Below are 17,383 nucleotides of genomic sequence, written 5' to 3' on the forward strand. Positions count from 1 at the left end.
TTTATTGTTTATTTGGCTGTGACTTGTTCACGCCCATGTTTTTCTTTTCTTTTTCATAATCGACTGCTTAAGCAGATGATTTATTTATTGTTAACTTGTGAGTTAACTTGAGTTGGTAGTCCCCAAAGTTTGATGAAGCCTACGGCTGCATCTTGGTCGAAGCTATCAGCTGATGTGTATGTTGCCAAGTTTTCATCGTAAAGTGAATTTGGTGATTTACGAGCAACAACTTTTGCTGAACCTTTGTACAATTTGACTTTTGCAGTACCATTAACCACTTTTTGTGTTTCTTTGATGTAGGCAATGATAGCTTTTGTTGCTGGGCTGAACCACAAAGCATTGTAGATAAGGTTTGACAATTCATTTTCAAGAATTGGTTTGAAATGAGATACTTCACGAACAAGTGTGATATCTTCGATTTCTTTGTGAGCTGTCAAAAGAGTAATCGCACCTGGGCATTCGTAAATTTCACGTGATTTGATACCAACCAAACGATTTTCAACGTGGTCGATACGACCAATACCGTGTTTGCCAGCGATAGCATTCACTTCTTGGATAAGGTCAGCTAGTTTCATTTCTTTGCCATTAAGGGCAACTGGTTTACCAGCTTTGAATTCGATATCGATGAATTCTGGTGTATCAGGAGCTTCTTCTGGAGAATTTGTGATACCAAAAGCATCTTCTGGAGCTTGGTTCCATGGATTTTCAAGAACACCACATTCGTTAGCACGACCCCAAAGGTTTTGGTCAACTGAATATGGATTGTCAAGGTCAGCAGGAACTGGAACACCATTTGCTTTAGCGTATTCGATTTCTTCTTCACGAGACCATTTCCATTCACGAACTGGAGCGATAACTTTCAATTCTGGGTCAAGCGCAGCGATTGCCACTTCAAAACGAACTTGGTCATTCCCTTTACCAGTACAACCGTGAGCGATTGTTGTCGCACCTGTTTTATGAGCAATTTCAACTAATTTTTTAGAAATGACTGGACGGCTAAGCGCTGATACCAATGGGTATTTTTGTTCGTAGTAAGCGTGAGCTTGAAGAGCTGGAAGCACATATTCTTCAGCGAATTCATCTTTAACGTCAAGGACGTAAGATTCAACTGCACCAACTTTAAGAGCTTTATCATGAATAAAATCAAGGTCTTTACCTTCGCCGACGTCCATACAAACGGCAACGACATCATAATCTTTCATGAGCCAAGTAATGGCAACTGAAGTATCAAGACCACCAGAGTACGCAAGGATAACTTTTTCTTTTGACATAGGAATACTCTCTTTTCTTATTTTGTGTTTTTATCAACTCTATATGCATAATTATACACACACCAAATATCCTTGTCAAGAATTTTTTGAATATTTTTTCAAAAAACTTGCGGTTTTTATGGTTTTATAACAAATATACAGTATATATACAAATATTCAATGGTTTTATGCAAAAAAATAAACCTATAAATAGGTTTATTATTTATTTAGTCGTTTTTGGTAGTCAGATAATTCAACTTTATTTGCCCAGACAAAATGATTTGGGCGAATTTCCACCATCTCAGGTTTATCTGTTGAGTAATCGTGTTGACTTGGATCATACACAATTAATTCTTTTTGGCGTTCAAGAATAGGATCTGGAATTGGAACCGCTGAAAGTAATGAACGTGTATAAGGATGGATTGGGTTATTAAATAGCTCTTCTGTCTCCGCTACTTCAACAATAACACCTTTATGGATAACCGCAATACGATCTGAAATAAAACGAACTACAGACAGATCATGTGCGATAAAGAGATAAGTTAAGCCTTTTTCCCTCTGGATGCGTTTCAAAAGATTTAATACTTGAGCACGCACTGAGACATCTAAAGCTGAGATTGGTTCATCTGCAATGATAAATTCAGGATCCATGACCAAAGCACGCGCAATTCCAATACGCTGACGTTGTCCCCCTGAAAATTCATGTGGATAACGTGTCAAATGCTCTGGCAATAATCCTACCTCAGTCATCATCTCTGCTACTTTACGTTTTCGATCAGCATCATCTTCAAAATGATAAAAATTATATAAGCCCTCCGAAATAATATAATCAACGGTTGCTCGCTCATTTAAACTAGCTGCTGGATCTTGGAAAATCATTTGAATTTTGGAAATCAAATCATTATGTTCAGCAGATGTTTTTTTACCGTTAATACGTTTACCAGCATATAAAATGTCGCCATTACTTGTCTCATTCAATCCGATGATAGCACGACCGATGGTTGTTTTCCCCGAACCTGATTCACCAACTAATGAGAAAGTCTCACCTTTATTGATGAAAAAATTTGCATTTTTAACCGCAACAAATTTCTTTTTTCCTTCACCAAAGGAAATTTCCAAATTTTTTACTTCAACTAATTTTTCAGTCATTTCCTTCCTCCAAGTTAATCATTTTTCGAGAAATCTTTTGATGTAGATTTTGAATGACCTCTGGTTTTTCAACCTTCGGTGCATCTGGATGAAGTAACCATGTTTTTGCCCAGTGAGTTTCGGTTACAGGAAATTTAGGAACATCCTCTTCAAAATCAATTTTCATTGCATAGCGAGAACGAGGAGCAAAAGCGTCACCTTTAATAGGTGTATACAATGAAGGCGGTGTCCCTGGAATCGAAAAGAGAACACCATTGTCATCAGCCAATTGAGGAAGGCTTGATAATAAACTCCAAGTATAGGGATGTTTAGGATCATAAAAAATCTCTTCAACTGTTCCATACTCAACAATATCACCCGCATACATGACAGCTACCTTATCAGCAATACTTGCAACCACACCTAAATCGTGTGTGATAAAAATAGTTGTGAAATTATATTCTCTTTGCAACTCCTTTAAAAGATTAATAATTTGAGCCTGAATTGTTACATCAAGGGCGGTCGTAGGCTCGTCACAAATCAAGATATCTGGCTTACAAGCCAAAGCAATCGCAATGACAATACGTTGACGCATCCCACCTGAATACTGAAATGGATATTCATTAAAACGTTTCTTTGCTTCAGGAATGCCTACTTTTTTCATATAATCAATTGCTAGTTCCTTAGCTTCACTCTTACTTGCTCCTTGATGTTTGATAATAGCTTCTGTAATTTGGCTACCAATCGTTTGAATTGGATCAAGACTCGTCATTGGATCTTGGAAAATTGTCGCAATCTTACCACCACGAATTTTTCCCCATTCTGAATTTGACTTAATTTTTGTTAAATCTTGACCGCGATAATTAATAGAGCCCTTAGCGATACGTCCATTTGATTCCAACATTCCTGTGAATGTTTTCGTTAGGACTGATTTTCCACTACCAGACTCACCTACAACAGCAAGAACTTCACCTTCATAAAGATCAATTGAAATATTACGAATAGCTGTTAAAATACGATCTCGAACTTCAAATTCAACAACCATATCTCGAACACTTAAAACTTTATTTTTATCAGTCATACTTACTCCTATCTATGTGTACGTGGATCGCTAGCATCAGCAAGATTTTGCCCAACAATATAGAGAGGAAGCGATACTAAAATGAGCGTTGCTAATGGAATCCAGAAAAGATAAGCATTTGTTGTCAAATTAGAAGAATAATTTGAAATCAAACGGCCTAGACTTGGTTCAGTGACTGGAAGTCCAATACCAAAAGCAGATAGGAAGGCTTCATATGAAATGTATGATGGCAACATCTGAGAAACCATAGTAACAATAACAGAGACTAATTGGGGTAAAAGGTTTTTGGTCGCAATTTTTATAGTTGGTGTTCCTAAAGTACGACTAGCAAGATTGTATTCCAAATCACGATAACGCATCACTTGAACACGAATAGAGTAAGCAATACCAACCCAACCTGTAATACAAAATGCCAAAATCAAATTCCAAAATCCTGAACCTAGAGAATACGTTAAAATCATAACGATTAAGATAAATGGAAGATTTGAAATAACGTTATAAATTTCAATCATGATTTTATCGACTGCTTTAGAAATCCCCCAAAGTAGTCCTACTACAAGCCCAATAACCATATTAATAATAGTAGCAATAACCGAAATCAATATAGAATTTCTAGCGCCGTACCAAACACCATCAAACAGCGACTGACCATTCTTATCCGTACCAAACCAGTACTGACTATTTGGCCAAACATAGCGTTTTGAAAAATCGTTAATATCACTGACATCATTGAAATCAAAATTTGAAAACATTGGATAGATAAAACTCATCAGAAGAATAGCAATTAGCAAAATAAGCATTGCTATTGTCGACTTTTTAGAAAAGAATTGTCTAAAAACTGATTTCCAATATGAATAAGTCGGTGTATCAATAACTTCAGAGGCACTACTATCTAACTCAACAAATTCAAATTTACTTTTGTCTATATTAGTCATCACTTACCTCCTTTTGATGATAGTTTTATACGTGGGTCAAGAACAGTCATCAAAATATCTCCTACAAGAAGTGCAAAAATTGCTAAGACCGCAAAAATAAATACTAAGCCGATAACCATTGTATTATTAGCAGAAGCAATAGCATCAATCAACATTTTCCCCATACCTGGAAAAGCAAAAATTTTCTCAGTCAGAGTTGCCCCAGCAATAGTTCCCACGATTGCTCCAGGAATGCCATTCACAATTGGAACCATAGCATGTTTAAACAAATGATCTTGACAGATTTCTGTTTCAGACAAACCTTTTGCACGCGCAAATCGAACAAAATCACTACCTTGCAAATCCACTAAATAGCGACGGAACCAAACTACAATACCTGGTGTACTCAAAATTCCCAAAATGATAGCAGGCATTACGTAAGAACGTATATCTCCAGCACCTAATAATGGAAATGTATCTGGTAGACCAAACACATTAGCACCAATAAAACGAATCACGTAAATAGTAGCAATACTTGGCATAGCCAGCATGAAAGTGACAGTTGCTGTTGAAAAGCGGTCAAAAATACCATCTTTATAACGTGCCATTAAAAGACCTATTGGCAAACCAAGAGCATAGGCAATTAAAATTCCGACAATACCTGCTTTCAATGAATTTGAAATCATTGAAGGTTCGGTGTAATTATTTTGAGTGGCAGTGTAGGCATCACCCTTACCATAATTTGCAATATCACGAGCATCAGCCTTACTTGGTGATTTATATGAACGCGTATAAATATCAACTGATGATACTTTAGTTACTCCTGTTGGGAATGTCACTTCTTGTGCTAAAGTTTTCCCTTGGCCCTGAGTGATAACCTGTAATACAGGAATATTAGCAAAGCTTGGATATGAAATACCTAAATTGAAAGTAATAATATTTTGATGAATAAATGGGAACTTGCTATTAAAATAAATGAGATATTTATGCTGTGTCCCTGATCCAACAAGCGCTGGTCCAACGGCGGGATCATTTTCAAAACGTACATAGCGCTCTAATTTTGGATTTTCTGGATCATTAATTTTCCACGGATGATCAATCACAATCAAATTAGAATAAAATTTCCAAAGGCGTTCATAAATTGGAATTTCACGTGTTGCAAAATATTTTCCAGAATCAAATTTTTCTAACTTCCATTTGCCAGAAATAGAATCAAGATAGTTTTGATACAATTGCTTATCAGCTACTGTTCCCTTGTCAGTCACCGATTTATCGATTTTTTTGCTACCATTTACAAGTTCTTTAGTATTAAGGTAGTCGATATAACCCATGCGCTCATAAACAGTGTTCTCATAGTCAACTTTTTTATCATGTGTGACAGCGATTTTGGTGTAATTAGGGTCTTGCTTGAAAATTAGTTTTCGTGGAACAAGCGAAAACACAATCGCATATGATAATGTTGTCACCAAGAATATAGAAACTAAGGATCTTAATATTCGATTAAAAACATATTTTTTCATACTTTTCCTCAAAAGTTCAAAAGAACTCTCTCCAAAGAGAAAGTCCTTTTGGAACATTCATTATTTTTCTACGTGTTTAGCTAATTCTTTTGCAGCCTTTTCATTGGCTTTTTCTTTATTATTAAGCCATTTATTACGAGCTTTTTCATATTCTTTAGCTGTTACAGGTTTATCTTGGAGTTTTAGATATTTATAAGTTCCACCTTTAATACCAACATATGACCAAGCTCCTGAAAATGGTTTTACTCTTGTCACTTGTGGACGAGCACCATTAGTAACTGTTGGAATAGCTAATGCACTGTCTATCAACCATGCTTGAGCTTTTGCGTATGTTTCATAACGTTGATCAACCTGATCTGAATCTTTAAGAGCATTTGCTTCATCAAGCAAGCTTTGATATTGATCAAGACCAGTAGATTTAATCAAGGCGTCATTATCTGAAGAAATACCAAGACGATATGTCATTGCCGCTGTCTTACCTGTACCAAAGATATCAAGATATGAAGATGGATCAGAATAGTCTGGTGACCAGCCTGAGAAGCCTAGGTCATAGTCATTTTGCTCAGGACTTTCTGCTTGATAAGTTGCTGATAAGTACTCATCTTCTGTAACTTGTTTAAGGTTAATCACTACATTTTCTTTACCGAGATTAGATTCAACTGACTGTTTTAATGATTGTGCACGTTGTACAGAATCGTTGTCAGTTTGAGCAACTGGGAAATCAAGTTGGATTGGGAAGCTGACGCCTTCTGATTCAAGAGCTGATTTGGCTTTAGCAAATTCTGCTTTTGCTTTATCTGGGTTATACAAACCATCTTGAGCATCTGTAAGGTCGACATCTTTCCACTCATCACCATATGATGCTAGGTCACTTTTAACAACATCACCAAATTCTTTACCATCAACTTGAACAAATGCTGGTGGTACCAAGCTATTGCGCAATGCTTTATTTTTGGCTTCTTCACCTGCAGTTTGAGCATTCCATGAACCACGGTCAAATGCAAATGTCACTGCTTGACGGAAGTCTTTATTGTTCATAGCTTTATTAGAATCAGATAATTGCGCATCTGTTTTATCTGATAAATTATGCAAAGTACGATTTAAATTGAAGTAAATCATAAATGTTGAAGCATCTTGTTGAGCATAAATAATATTATCACTATATTTCTTTTCTGCTGTTTTATAGCTTGGAGATGATGGATACAAGGCTGCACTTGTATATGAACCTTCATCAAAATTATTAAAGAGTGAATCTTGGTCTGAACCGTCAAAATAAGTCAACTTAACATCATCGATATGGACGTTGTCAGCATCCCAATAATTCGGGTTCTTTTCAAATTCCATTGAAGATTTGGCTGTAATTGATTTTAGTAAGTATGGACCGTTATAAAGCAATGATTCTGGGTCAGTTTGTTTACCAAAATCATTACCTTTTGATTTTAAGAAGTCCGCATTTACTGGACACATAATACCGTAAGTTAATTTAGAATTCCAATATGATTCAGGGGCGTTCAGCGTATATTGGATAGTGTGGTCATCAAGCGCTTTAACACCGACTGTTGAGAAGTCTTTTGTCTTGCCATCAATATAATCTTGCAGACCCTTAATTGAATCTTGCACAATATAAAGAGCTTCCGATTTAATATCCGCAGCATGCTTAAGACCTGTAATAAAGTCTTCCGCTTTTACATCTGCATATTCTTCACCGTCAGCAGTATACCATTTGGCATCATCACGAATTGTATAAGTGTAAGTCAAACCATCAGCTGACACTTTCCAATCTTTTGCAAGTGACGGAATCAAGTCGCCATACTGGTCATTTTCCATCAAACCATCAATAAGATTTGCTGTAATGTTACTTGTACCAGTTTGATTCATCTTAATGTAATCAAGTGAAACTGGTTCAGAATTGTAGACATAGTTGTAAGTTGATGTTGCAGAACTTGAAGTTTTACTATTACCACAAGCTGTAAGTACTGATGCAGATAGTAGCACAACACCAGCACTTAAAATCCATTTTCCTCTTTTATTCATAACGTACCCCTTTTTGGAATATTTAAATTTTTCACACATTTTAATGTGGAACTATAACTGCTATTATAACACTAGATTCGTCTGAAATAAACAAAAAATATCAGAAAATTCTATTTTTTGTTTTAAATTTCTTGAACCATTGATATATCAACGTTTATAGCTATCATATTTTGTTATAAAAAAAACATTATAACTCGTTATATTCAAAAATTAGAACAATTTTATACAAAAAAACTCCCTAGCAAATGCTAGGGAGAATATATTAGCTAAATTATTGAATTTTTTCAAAACGTTCTGTATAGAACAAGGCTACCGTCATAATAATTGTACAGATGAACAAGCAAAGTGCCGCTACTGTCCATGAACCAAAGAGGTTAAAACTAAAACCAAAAAGTGTTGGTCCAAAGGCTGCTAGGAAGTAACCACCTGATTGCACCATACCAGACAATTGTGCTGTTTGACTTGGTGTGTGTGATTTCATTGAGAATGTCACAAGCAAGTATGGGAACAAAGCACTAACAGCAATACCGATTAAAATATTAACTGTCAACCAATAAGCAAAGCTGCTTGTTTGGAAGAGAAGCATTCCTGTACCTACAATAGCACAGGCTGACACAATCGCAAGCATGATTTTACGGTTTTTGCTTGATAGATTTGTTGTCAAAGTTGGAATAGTTAATGAAAATGGCAAGCTAATCAATGAATAAATTGAAGCTAAGATACCTGCTGCTTCGCTTGAAAGACCAGCTTGGCTAGCCATTGTTGGCAACCATGTCATTCCTGTGTAGAAAAGAAGAGATTGCAAACCACCAAAGACAAGAAGCGCGATAGCGGCTTTATTTTTCCAAAGTGATGATGAACGTTTTTCTTCATCTTGCTCTGTCATGTGATTGTGGAAAGTATTTGGGAACCAAACTGCCAAAGCTACCAAAATCAAGAAACTAAGAATCAAAATCAGACCTTTCCAAGATGTTGCTTTAACGATTGGAACAGCAACTGATGCGGCAACTGATGAAGAAAGCCCCATAGCTGTTGTATAAATCGTTGTCAACAATCCGATACGGAATGGTTGGTTTGCCAAAATGATACTTGGGAACAAAACGTTCATCATGGCAATGCTGATACCGATAATCATTGTTCCGATGTAAAGACTTGGAAGATTAAGCACGCGCATGCTTGAACCGATAAACATGGCAATCAGAACCATGGTGAATAATTTTTCAAGTCCAAATTTATCCGCTAAACGTGGTGCCAAAGATGAACAAAAGGCAAACATAATCAACGGAATACTTGTCAAAACACCCAAAGAATTGACTGAAACTCCTAAACCATCCGCAACATAGCTAAGGACAGTCGGAATTGTCGTAAATGGGATACGCATAACAGCGCCCACAAGAATAATTCCTGGGACGAAAAAGATAGAATAGTCTTTTTTCATGTAACTCCTCTTAACTTATAAATAACAAAATTTTAAAGCCTATTATAACAAGAAGTAAATGACTTTAGAATAGGTAACTGCAAAGAAAACGTTTTTCACAAGCAATTAAAATCTTTCTAAAAATTCATAATATATAGATAAAAATACATTTTTTTAAATAACAAAAACCTGAGAATGTACTGACCCCAAAAAGTTGGACAATTAATTATTGAAAGGATTTAGTCCTGTATTGTACAGGGCTAAGTCCTTTTAGTTTGACTTTAATCCGTTTATTATTGTAATAATCGATGTAATGAATAATGGCTCGTTTGAGTTCATCTAGTGACTTAAAGGTCTTCTCAAAGCCATAAAACATTTCTGATTTTAAGATACCAAAGAAAGATTCCATCATACCGTTGTCTGGGCTGTTGCCTTTGCGGGACATGGATGGACGAATTCCTTTTTGATTGAGAAATTCATGATAAAACTGGTGTTGGTATTGCCACCCTTGGTCACTGTGAAGAATCGTATTGTCATAATGTTCATCTGGAAAAGCTTTCGCTAACATAGTCTTGATTTGTTCCAAATTAGGCGAAGTTGATAGTTGATAAGCAATAATTTCACTATTATAACCATCTAAAACTGGTGATAAGTATAATTTTTGAGAGCTAGCTGGAATAGCAAATTCAGTGATATCTGTATAACATTTTTCGTAAGGCTTTGAAGCTTCAAAGTGACGTTGGATGAGATTATCAGCTTTCTTGCCAACTTCACCCTTGTAAGAGGAGTATTTACGTTTACGGCGAATACGTGCAGTCAAATTCATACGTTTCATTAAGCGTTGTACTTTTTTGTGGTTGACCAAAAAGCCTTGGTTTCTTAGTTCCAAAGTGATGCGGCGATAGCCATAGTTGCCTTTGTGCTCGTCATAAATCATCTTGATTTTAGCTTTAAGAACCTTGTTTTTGTCAAGCTTATTTAGCTGTTTCAAGTGGTAATAGTAAGTTGAACGAGCCAAACCCGAAAATTCTAAAAGGATATCTAGTCTGAATCCTCCTCTAACCATTTCTCTAATTGTCGCTGTTGTTCGCGCATTTTGGCTTCGTCCCTCAAGCGAGCTGCTCTCAACTTTTTTAGGAAAACATTCTCCGTTCGTAACCGCTCATTTTCCTCTCTAAGTCGTTCTAGCTCAGTCATTTCTTCCCAGGTTTTCTTTGGTTTACGCCCCATTTTGCTTGGTCTCCCTCTTGTTTTCTCAACAATAGTATACCCATTTTTCTTGTATTGTGCTAGCCAATTGGAAAGTGTTCCTATGTTAGGAAGAGCATATTCAAGAGAGACAGACAATTGAGTACGACCTTCAAGAAGGACTTGATTGATAATTTCTTGCTTTAGTTCAGGAGAATAATACCTATTTTTACTTTTTTTAACAATCTCTACGCCATATCGGTCCATAAGCTTAACCATGTAACGTAGATTTCTAGGATTAACATCATAGGTTTGACCCAGCTGAGGCCAAGACAAACCTTGTTTTCTGAGTTTATAGATTTCTAGTTTATCTTCATAAGTTAATTTCATACAAAAAGCACCCCAATCGTTAGATTTTTTGTCTAACTTTTGGGGTGCAGTTCAGAAAAACTCAGACTTTTTTAGCTATTATTTCAAGTTTTTAAGCATGTTTTCAATGTGTTCAATTGATTTTTCACGACCAAGAAGATAGATAGTATCTGGAAGTTCTGGACCGTGCATTTCACCTGAAACGGCAATACGAATTGGCATGAAGAGGTTTTTACCTTTGATACCAGTTTCTTTTTGAACAGCTTTGATTTGTGGGAAGATGTTTTCTGATTTGAAATCTTCGTCACTCATAGCTTCAAGTTTTGCTTTGAAGGCTTCAAGAACTGTTGGAACTGTTTCACCAGCCATGAATTCTTTTTCAGCATCTGTCAATTCTGGGAAATCTTCAAAGAACAAGTCAGTCAATGGAAGGATTTCATCAACAGATTTCATTTGTGGTTTGTAAAGTTCAACCAATTTTTCAGCTTTGTCAGTTAAACGACCAGCTTCTTCCAAGAATGGTTTAGCCATTGCAAAGACTGTATCGAAATCTGCGTTCTTGATGTATTCGTTGCTCATCCAGTCCATTTTCTTTTGGTCAAAGGCAGCTGGAGATTTACTCAAACGGTGTTCATCAAAGAGTTTGATCAATTCTTCACGTGAGAAGATTTCATCTTCACCACCAGGGTTCCAACCAAGAAGAGCGATAAAGTTGAATACTGCTTCTGGCATGTAACCTTTTTTACGGTAGTCTTCGATGAATTGAAGAGTGTTTGTGTCACGTTTTGACAATTTTTTACCAGTTTCAGAGTTGATAATCAATGTCATGTGACCAAATTCTGGTGCTTCCCAACCAAGTGCTTCGTAAACCATCAATTGTTTTGGTGTGTTTGCGATGTGGTCATCACCACGGATAACGTGAGAGATTTCCATCAAGTGGTCATCGATAACAACGGCAAAGTTGTATGTTGGGTAACCATCTTTTTTCTGGATAACCCAGTCACCACCGACGTTTCCACCTTCAAATTCGATGTCGCCTTTAACGATATCATGCCATTTGTAGATACCTGATTCGTTAACAGCCAAACGAACTGTAGGAATGATTCCTTTTGCTTCACGTTCTGCGATGTAAGCTGCTTTTTCTTCTTCAGACATACCAAGGAATTCGTTGATGTAACGAGGTGTTTCACCAGCAGCTTCTTGGCGTTCACGTTCTGCAGCTAGTTCTTCTTCAGTAACGTATGATTTATAAGCTTTACCTTCAGCCAACAATTGGTCGATGTATTTTTGGTAGATGTCCAAACGTTCTGATTGGCGGTATTTTTCGTGAGTTTGTGGGCTTTCGTCCCAATCCATTCCCAACCATTTAAGGTTTTCCAATTGTGAACGTTCACCGTCTTCGACATGACGTTTACGGTCAGTATCTTCGATACGGATTACAAAATCACCACCGTGGTGACGAGCGTAAAGATAATTAAAGAGCGCTGTACGCGCATTTCCGATGTGTAGAAGTCCTGTTGGACTTGGTGCATAACGCACGCGAATTTTCTTAGGCATTTTCGTCTCCTGTTAAAATTTCAATCGTTTCTATTATAGCACAATCTTGAGTCTTGGAACAAAAAATTCAGCTGAAATCAGCTGAATTCCTTCCTATATCCAAGATTTAGAACAATTGAACTTTAACTTGATGCTGAACTAGCTGCACTTGACTCTTTTTCCTTGATATAATCAATAGCAATAACCAAAGAAATGACAAGGTCAGACAAAGAATCATCAGCAATTTCCACTCGATAAGTTGAAGGAAATTTAAACCATTCTTGATGAATCTTAGCCACCTCACGTCCTTGGTTAAGAAGGCTAAATGTCATATTCCAAATATCCCCAGCTACTTCTAAACCAAAATCAGAAATATCATACTTAGCTTTCAACAGTGAAAAACGTTTTTGAATCGTGATTTCCTTACCATCCGCAAAAGTCACCATAAATTTCTGGAAAGGAAAACTAAACTGCTGCTTAATATGACTGACAGTCTTTCCTTGTCCATCAAAAATAGTAAATTCCTTAAATAATTTCAGAAAAGAACCTTGAACCTGATAAGCCAAACGACCATCCTCATCAAAGATGTCAAACTTGCCAGCTAGCGACCAGAATTTTTGGCTGATTTCAAATTTTCGCATAAACTTCTCCCAATTTACTCAAAACACTAAAAGCATTTTTATGGCAAATCATTGCCTGCAGCTAAATAGATTTCGTACCATTCTTTTCGCGTTAGAACAATATCTGCTGCTTTAGCTGCTTGGGCAACTCGCTCAGATTTTGTTGTCCCGATGACAGCTTGCATCTGCGCTGGGTAGCGAAGTACCCAAGCAATAGCAATCGCTGACGGCGACACTTGATATTTTTCTGCTAAGCGTTCCAAAACGCGATTCAATTCAGGGTATTTTTCTGAACCCAAGAACACACCGCCAAAATAGTCAAACTGGAGCACTGACCAGGCTTGAATAACTACATCGTTTAAGCGACAATATTCAAAAATACTGCTATCGCGGACAATCCCAGCCTCTTGTTTCATATTGACATGAAAACCAGCGTCAAAACTAGGAGTAAAGGCTGCGCTTAATTGCAATTGATTAGCTACCAAGGGTTGGTTAACATCTTTTTTAATCAACGCCATCATCATCGGATTTTGATTTGAGACACCAAAATCAATCACTTTACCTTGAGCTTTCAAAATATCAAAAGCTTCAGCGATTTCTTCCGGTTCCATGAGGGCATCAGGTCGATGCAATAAAAGCGAGTCAATGTAATCCACGCCAAGACGTTCTAAAATCCCATCAACAGCTTCTAGGATATGCTCTTTTGAAAAATCAAAATAAGTAAAGTCTTCCATTCGGATACCACATTTTGATTGAATCCACATCTTTTCACGCAAATCGGGATGACGCTTCAATACCTCACCCAAAATACGTTCACATTCTCCGTGCCCATAGCAATCCGCAATATCAAAAGCATTGATACCAACAGCTAAAGCTGACTCAATCAATTCTTCAACCTGATCGACAGTCATCTCTGAAATACGCATTAAGCCCAAAACAACTTCTGAAACTTCCTTTTGGCGCTCGCCAAATTTGATATATCTCATTTTTTCTCCTTTTTCAAAATCAAACACCTAGAGTGTTACTTCACTGATGCGACCTGTATCAACATCATAAACAGCCCCTGAAATGACGATATCATCAGGAATCAACGGTGACTCGCGCAGCTTTCTAACATCCTCACGGACACTTTCTTCAACATCAGAAAATGGCAGAAAATCTTTTCCATGAACATCAACACCTAAATCACGCTCAAGCTGTTTGGCAAAATCTTCATTGCTGAGTCCTTGCATGCCACAATCTGTATGGTGTAAGACAACAATCTCACGTGTCCCAAGTTGCTGCTCTGAAATAACCAACGAACGAATGGTATCATCTGTCACGCGACCACCTGCATTTCGCAAAATATGAGCATCTCCAAGCGCCAAACCAAGCGCATGCGCCACGTGCAGACGCGAGTCCATACAAGTCACAATCGCAACATGTGTCTTAGGTTTCTGTGGCAAATGCGCCGTGCCATGTAAATCTGCATAAGCTTGATTGGTCTTTAAAAATTTTTCAAAATAAGACATAAAAGTCCTCCTAATATGTATCTATGAGAGCGTTTTTATCATCTTATCATTTTTAGAACAACTTATCACTTAAAACGACTTGGCACAAAAAAAAGAGGAGTAACCTCCTCTGCATTTCTATTTAAAAACTTTCTTAAGAACTTCACCAACAGTTGTCACACCAACAACTTCAATAGATGATGGCATATCGATACCAACTAAAGAATTTTTCGGTGCGTAAACTTTTGTAAAGCCAAGCTTAGCTGCTTCATTGATACGTTGTTCAATACGAGTGACGCGACGAATTTCACCTGTCAAACCAATTTCACCGATGAAAGCTTCTTGTGGATTTGTCGGCTTTTCTTTGTAGCTTGACGCAATAGCTACCGCTACTGCCAAGTCAATCGCTGGTTCATCAAGTTTCACCCCACCAGCTGACTTGAGATAAGCATCTTGATTTTGCAACAAAAGCCCACAACGTTTTTCAAGCACCGCCATAATCAAGCTGACTCGGTTAAAATCAAGACCTGTCGTTGTGCGTTTGGCATTTCCAAAGACCGTTGGGGTCACCAAAGCTTGAACCTCCGCCAAAATCGGACGACTACCTTCCATGGTTACCACGATAGCTGAACCAGTCGCTCCATCCAAGCGTTCTTCCAAGAAAACTTGGCTCGGATTAAGCACTTCAACCAGCCCACCAGATTGCATTTCAAAAATGCCGATTTCGTTAGTTGAACCAAAACGGTTTTTCACTGCACGCAAGATACGGAAAGTATGATGGCGTTCACCCTCAAAATAAAGCACCGTATCCACCATATGCTCAAGCATACGTGGACCAGCAAGCTGCCCTTCCTTAGTCACGTGACCAACGATGAAGGTTGCGATGTTATTAGTCTTAGCCAACTGCATGAGCTCTGCCGTCACTTCACGCACTTGAGATACCGAACCTTGGACTCCTGAAATATCAGGACTCATAATCGTTTGAATCGAGTCAATAATCAAGAAATCAGGCTGGATTTGCTCAATCTGCGCACGGATAGCTTGCATATTTGTCTCAGCATAAAGGTAAAATTCATTATCAATGTCGCCAAGGCGTTCACTGCGAAGTTTAATCTGCTCAGCTGATTCTTCACCAGAAACGTAAAGAACCGTTCCTTTCTCTGCCAGTTGAATCGAAACCTGCAAAAGAAGCGTTGATTTCCCGATACCTGGGTCACCACCGATAAGCACCAGACTACCTGGCACCACACCGCCACCGAGCACGCGGTTAAATTCATCCATGCCAGTCTTTGTGCGTGAATAATTAATCGAGCTAACGTCCTTCAACTTAGTTGGTTTGCTCTTTTCACCTGTCAAACTGACACGCGCATTTTTAACCTCTTGTACTTCGACTTCTTCAACAAAAGACGTCCAAGATGAACAGTTTGGACAACGTCCTAGATATTTAGGAGAATGATAGCCACACTCCTGACAAATAAACGTTGTTTTCTTCTTAGCGATAGCTCATTACCTCCTTAATATTCTTACCTTAAAACTTATTTTCCTGTTGAACCAAAGCCACCAGTACGAACGCCATCTGCTTCGTCACCGTCAGCAACCAAGAAAGGCATGAAAACACCTTGAACAATGCGTTCGCCAGCTTCAATCACAACAGTTTCATCTGTGATATTTTTCATTTGCGCAAAGATGTGACCTTCATTGGCTGGATTGCCATAGTAGTCACCATCGATAACACCAACTGAATTAATCAAAACCAACCCTTTTTTACGCGGATTTGATGAGCGGTCAAAAAGATAAAGCACTTCGCCAGCTTGCATGTAAGCTTTAACCCCAGTTGGCACCAATTTGATTTCGCCAGGTGCGATTTCTGTCGTTTCCGCAGCTTTCAAATCATAACCAGCCGCATGCGCTGTTTCACGTTTTGGTAGCAATATTTCGTCTGTGAATTGAGAAACCAATTCAAATCCTCTAATTTTGCTCATTTTGTCTCCTTAATTATCTATTCGTATTAAATTTCTTTTCCTTCAAAGGTAAAGCGAATGTGTGGGAATTCTTTTTCGCCGTCTTTTCCTACCATGAATTCCTTAGCTTCTTTTTTGATTTGATTCAAATCAACGCCTTGAATTTTTGCTGCAAAGACACAACCACAGTAGCATTGACGATAGATGTCATACTCCTCGCACATTTCAACTGAACGGCGGTAGCCATTATTTTTCTTGAAATCACTTGGCAAATACTTAGTCGCATAAACTTTTTGGACTTCGATTCCCACGCTGTTGATGACTTGGGAATTTTTGTGTGGGCTGATTGTCAAAGCACTGGCAAAGTAATCATATCCAAGCTCAACCGCCATTTTAGCAGCTTTATCCAAGCGATAATCAAAGCAAACCGTACAACGTTCTCCACCTTCAGGTTCGTCTTCTAAGCCATGAACCTTTTGGAAATACTCTGATGGATCATATGGTGCTTCGATGAAATCAACCTTATTTCCTGTTTTTTCATTAAATTCTGAGATAAATTTTTGCACCACATAAGCACGGCGAAGATACTCATCCTTTGGATGAATATTAGAATTCGCAAAATAAACCGTCACATCAGCGTATTGCGTCAAATATTCTAATGTATAAGTTGAACACGGTGCACAACAAACGTGAACAAGAATTTTGGGTCTTACTTCTTCTTGCGCCCAACGCTTTGCCATTTGTTGCATGACACGATCATAGTTGATTTTTTGATTGGGATTCATTCGTGATAAAATCTCTTCTAAATCAATCACAAAAATAGTCTTCCTTTCCAGTACTGATGAGGTCACCCCATTATACCATAAGTTATTTTT

General features: G+C 37.7%; 15 protein-coding genes. All 15 read right to left on the reverse strand.

Annotated elements, in window-relative coordinates:
• Positions 1-80: 80 nt before the first annotated feature.
• Positions 81-1,271, reverse strand: coding sequence for an argininosuccinate synthase (locus GPZ88_RS03575; RefSeq protein ID WP_166043426.1), 1,191 nt, complete (start codon positions 1,269-1,271; stop codon positions 81-83).
• A 198-nt stretch (positions 1,272-1,469) separates the two neighbouring features.
• Entirely contained in the window at positions 1,470-2,399 is a 930-nt protein-coding gene (locus GPZ88_RS03580) for an ATP-binding cassette domain-containing protein (protein WP_166043428.1), read from the reverse strand.
• Positions 2,392-3,459, reverse strand: a complete 1,068-nt coding sequence (locus GPZ88_RS03585) for an ABC transporter ATP-binding protein (protein ID WP_015695757.1) — start codon at positions 3,457-3,459, stop codon at positions 2,392-2,394. The genes GPZ88_RS03580 and GPZ88_RS03585 overlap by 8 nt, the downstream gene beginning before the upstream one ends.
• A gap of 8 nt (positions 3,460-3,467) precedes the next feature.
• Positions 3,468-4,394 (reverse strand): oligopeptide ABC transporter permease OppC, encoded by a 927-nt coding sequence (gene oppC / locus GPZ88_RS03590; protein WP_015695758.1) that lies wholly within the window; start codon positions 4,392-4,394, stop codon positions 3,468-3,470.
• Positions 4,394-5,893: an ABC transporter permease gene (locus tag GPZ88_RS03595; protein ID WP_134775673.1), complete on the reverse strand. Its 1,500-nt coding sequence runs from the start codon at positions 5,891-5,893 to the stop codon at positions 4,394-4,396. Before GPZ88_RS03595 ends, oppC begins: the two co-directional genes overlap by 1 nt.
• A gap of 60 nt (positions 5,894-5,953) precedes the next feature.
• Positions 5,954-7,927, reverse strand: coding sequence for a peptide ABC transporter substrate-binding protein (locus tag GPZ88_RS03600; protein ID WP_166043430.1), 1,974 nt, complete (start codon positions 7,925-7,927; stop codon positions 5,954-5,956).
• A 271-nt stretch (positions 7,928-8,198) separates the two neighbouring features.
• Complete coding sequence (locus tag GPZ88_RS03605; protein WP_166043432.1) at positions 8,199-9,365, reverse strand: CynX/NimT family MFS transporter; 1,167 nt, start codon at positions 9,363-9,365, stop codon at positions 8,199-8,201.
• Between the two features lie 205 nt (positions 9,366-9,570).
• A protein-coding gene (locus GPZ88_RS03610) for an IS3 family transposase (RefSeq protein ID WP_166043261.1) occupies positions 9,571-10,922 on the reverse strand; the annotation gives its coding sequence in 2 pieces (ribosomal slippage) (positions 9,571-10,460 and positions 10,460-10,922; 1,353 coding nt in all).
• 78 nt (positions 10,923-11,000) lie between these two features.
• The gene (gene gltX / locus GPZ88_RS03615; RefSeq protein WP_074626856.1) at positions 11,001-12,458 is read right to left on the reverse strand and encodes a glutamate--tRNA ligase; all 1,458 of its coding nucleotides are present in this window, start codon (positions 12,456-12,458) and stop codon (positions 11,001-11,003) included.
• Between the two features lie 122 nt (positions 12,459-12,580).
• The gene (locus tag GPZ88_RS03620) at positions 12,581-13,078 is read right to left on the reverse strand and encodes an LURP-one-related/scramblase family protein (protein WP_015695763.1); all 498 of its coding nucleotides are present in this window, start codon (positions 13,076-13,078) and stop codon (positions 12,581-12,583) included.
• Positions 13,079-13,116: 38 nt separating this feature from the next.
• Complete coding sequence (locus GPZ88_RS03625) at positions 13,117-14,043, reverse strand: aldo/keto reductase (RefSeq protein ID WP_166043434.1); 927 nt, start codon at positions 14,041-14,043, stop codon at positions 13,117-13,119.
• Positions 14,044-14,070: 27 nt separating this feature from the next.
• On the reverse strand, positions 14,071-14,568 hold the full coding sequence (locus GPZ88_RS03630; RefSeq protein WP_166043436.1) for a beta-class carbonic anhydrase: 498 nt from the start codon (positions 14,566-14,568) through the stop codon (positions 14,071-14,073).
• Between the two features lie 117 nt (positions 14,569-14,685).
• Entirely contained in the window at positions 14,686-16,047 is a 1,362-nt protein-coding gene (gene radA, locus GPZ88_RS03635) for a DNA repair protein RadA (protein ID WP_033153501.1), read from the reverse strand.
• A gap of 35 nt (positions 16,048-16,082) precedes the next feature.
• Positions 16,083-16,529, reverse strand: coding sequence for a dUTP diphosphatase (locus GPZ88_RS03640; protein WP_166043437.1), 447 nt, complete (start codon positions 16,527-16,529; stop codon positions 16,083-16,085).
• 26 nt (positions 16,530-16,555) lie between these two features.
• Complete coding sequence (locus GPZ88_RS03645; RefSeq protein WP_166043439.1) at positions 16,556-17,323, reverse strand: epoxyqueuosine reductase QueH; 768 nt, start codon at positions 17,321-17,323, stop codon at positions 16,556-16,558.
• Positions 17,324-17,383: the final 60 nt, after the last annotated feature.

This window comes from Streptococcus ruminicola, assembly GCF_011387195.1.
Lineage (GTDB): Bacteria > Bacillota > Bacilli > Lactobacillales > Streptococcaceae > Streptococcus > Streptococcus ruminicola.